This is a genomic window from Campylobacter sp. BCW_6873, from assembly GCF_001762365.1.
Classification (GTDB): domain Bacteria; phylum Campylobacterota; class Campylobacteria; order Campylobacterales; family Campylobacteraceae; genus Campylobacter_D; species Campylobacter_D jejuni.
Genome location: NZ_MJWS01000096.1, coordinates 264 through 2,690 on the forward strand (window position 1 = coordinate 264; position 2,427 = coordinate 2,690).

Annotated in this window: 4 protein-coding genes; all 4 read left to right on the plus strand. The window is 24.9% G+C overall.

Annotated elements, in window-relative coordinates; genetic code table 11:
• The first annotated feature begins 19 nt into the window (after nucleotides 1–19).
• The 4 genes from AJ932_RS08405 to AJ932_RS08420 all read left to right on the plus strand — a co-directional run bounded on the left by AJ932_RS08405 (nucleotide 20) and on the right by AJ932_RS08420 (nucleotide 2,238).
• Nucleotides 20–577, plus strand: a complete 558-nt coding sequence (locus AJ932_RS08405) for a hypothetical protein (RefSeq protein ID WP_070289024.1) — start codon at nucleotides 20–22, stop codon at nucleotides 575–577.
• Nucleotides 578–628: 51 nt separating this feature from the next.
• Entirely contained in the window at nucleotides 629–1,183 is a 555-nt protein-coding gene (locus AJ932_RS08410) for a hypothetical protein (RefSeq protein WP_070289026.1), read from the plus strand.
• A 72-nt stretch (nucleotides 1,184–1,255) separates the two neighbouring features.
• The gene (locus AJ932_RS08415; RefSeq protein ID WP_070277912.1) at nucleotides 1,256–1,606 is read left to right on the plus strand and encodes a DUF4299 family protein; all 351 of its coding nucleotides are present in this window, start codon (nucleotides 1,256–1,258) and stop codon (nucleotides 1,604–1,606) included.
• Nucleotides 1,606–2,238, plus strand: a complete 633-nt coding sequence (locus AJ932_RS08420; protein ID WP_070277911.1) for a hypothetical protein — start codon at nucleotides 1,606–1,608, stop codon at nucleotides 2,236–2,238. The genes AJ932_RS08415 and AJ932_RS08420 overlap by 1 nt, the downstream gene beginning before the upstream one ends.
• The last annotated feature ends 189 nt before the right edge of the window (nucleotides 2,239–2,427 follow it).

Consider the following 2,427-nt stretch of genomic DNA (forward strand, 5'->3'; position numbering starts at 1 on the left):
TAATAATAAAGGATAGAAAATGACAAGAGAACAAGCAGAATTAATTATAAAAGAAGAAAAGTTAATCTATGTAACTTGGCGTGATTATGATTATACAGCAGGAGAATATCATTTTACAATTTGGTTTAATCCTAATAATAATAAATACGAAGCTGTTTATATTGGAGAAAGGGGCGGTGTTGAATTTGAGTATTCTTTTGATAGTGAAAAAGAAGCCATTGATAAAATGTTAAAAATGAATTATAAACAAAAAAAATACAATGGAAAAGACATTAAAGAATATCTAACAAAAGAAGTAGCATTAAGAATCATCCAAGAAGAAAAGTTAGAAGTGATTTGGTATGATGAAGCACTTAAACCTTTATGTGCAGGTATTAAACACGATAAACAAAGAGATAAATATATTTCTTTTATTACTAATGCTAAAGCGGAAATTATAGAATACAGAAGTATTGAGTTTGATGGGGATAGATACAGTAAATATTACAAAGAGATATTTAATGATGAAAATATAGCCCTTTATGCTCTTATCAATCGTGCCAGAATGATTAAACAAAATAGAATCAGTTTTGTGTAAATGTTTCAAGGTTAGGTTTTATCAAACAAATATAATAATAAAGGATAGAAAATGACAAGAGAACAAGCAGAATTAATTATAAAAGAAGAAAAGTTAATCTATGTAACTTGGCGTGATTATGATTATACAGCAGGAGAATATCATTTTACAATTTGGTTTAATCCTAATAATAATAAATACGAAGCTGTTTATATTGGAGAAAGGGGCGGTGTTGAACTTGAGTATTCTTTTGATAGTGAAAAAGAAGCAATTGATAAAATGTTGCAGATGAATTATAAACAAAAATATTTTAGCGTAAATGAAGACTATTCAATGAGAAATGGAAAAGAAGTAGCATTAAAAATCATCAAAGAAGAAAAACTAGAAGTGATTTGGTATGATGAAGCACTTAAACCTTTATGTGCAGGTATTAAACATGATAAACAAAGAGATAAATATATATCTTTTATTACTAATGCTAAAGCAGAAATTATAGAATACAGAAGTATTGAGTTTGATGGGGATGAAGAATTTGAAGGAGAAATATATAATGATGAAGATATAGCCCTTTATGCTCTTATCAATCGTGCTAGAATGATTAAGCAAAATAGAATCAGTTTTGTGTAAATACTTTCCTTATGATTTAATATAAAAAGATTTTTAGTTATAATTTTTCATTTTATATTTAAGGAAAAATTTATGGAAGATTTAAAACTTTTACAAAGGCGTTGGGAAGAAGCTTATGAAGCTATGCCTAAACTTTATGAAACACCGGATGGATTAATAATAAATTTCACCCTAAGTGAAGATACAGATACTATTCTTTTTAAAAAACCTTGGGAAAATTTTGAATTAGATGATGAAGATAAAGAAGCTAAATGGAGATTAAGCTTTTTTAGCATTAGCGAAGATAAACCTTTAGGATATTTAGAATATAAAGAAGCACTAGAAAAACTACAAGATTTTTCTTTAATTCAATCAGAAGAAAGGATTTTAATTAGAGCAATGAGTTTAGAAGAGCTTGAAAGTTTAGAGCTTAAAGGGTGGTAATGCTTCCTCAAGCTATATTTTTAAATAAACTTATAGAATTTTTATCTGATGAGAATTTAGATATTGTAAATATGAAAAAAGGTGTAGATAAAATTTTTTCTAAAAAAGATTTTTACGCTATATTAGAATTAAATATTAAAATTATGAATATAGCGAAATTAATTTTTAAAAGTGATGAACAATTAAATATATTATTACCACAAGCTTCTAATTATAAGAATACAAATTATTTTCCTCAAGAATTAGAGTTAAAAAAAGAAATGGATGTTAATCTTAATGATTTAAAAAATTGTGATAATAAAAAAATAATAGAAATAATAAAGCAAGAATATCAAAATAATCTGATTAAAGAATTGGATATTAATTCTCAAAAAGAAAAAATCAAAATACTTTTTATTATTAATGAAGTGCCAAAATTTTTAAAATCAATCTATAAAGAATGTGAGTTTAAAGAATATGGATTAGCAAATTATTTGGAATTTGATGAAATTTGGGATTTTTATGAAAATAATATTAGATATTTTACTATTTTAACTCCCATGGGTGCAAATAAAATAAAATTGCGTTTAGAAAATACACAAAACAGCGAAAAAGAACCCAATATCATAGAAGTAAATTTAGATAAAAAATAGATTTTAATAACAAAAATAAGCAATTTCTTTTTCTACTCAAATTTAGACTATTTGTGTTAAAATAATAAATATAAAAATTAAAAACATAGTGGATTTATACCAAATTATAAACACCATAAACTCAACCCCCAAAAGGATCATCAATGTCCCTTAATTCTTACATGAGTCTTAATATATCAAATTCTACTT

Excerpts from the sequence above, each read along its gene's own strand:
- AJ932_RS08405 (WP_070289024.1), top strand. The coding sequence starts at position 20 with ATGACAAGAGAACAAGCAGAATTAATTATAAAAGAAGAAAAGTTAATC.
- AJ932_RS08415 (WP_070277912.1), top strand. The coding sequence starts at position 1,256 with ATGGAAGATTTAAAACTTTTACAAAGGCGTTGGGAAGAAGCTTATGAA.
- AJ932_RS08420 (WP_070277911.1), top strand. The coding sequence starts at position 1,606 with ATGCTTCCTCAAGCTATATTTTTAAATAAACTTATAGAATTTTTATCT.
- AJ932_RS08410 (WP_070289026.1), top strand. The coding sequence starts at position 629 with ATGACAAGAGAACAAGCAGAATTAATTATAAAAGAAGAAAAGTTAATC.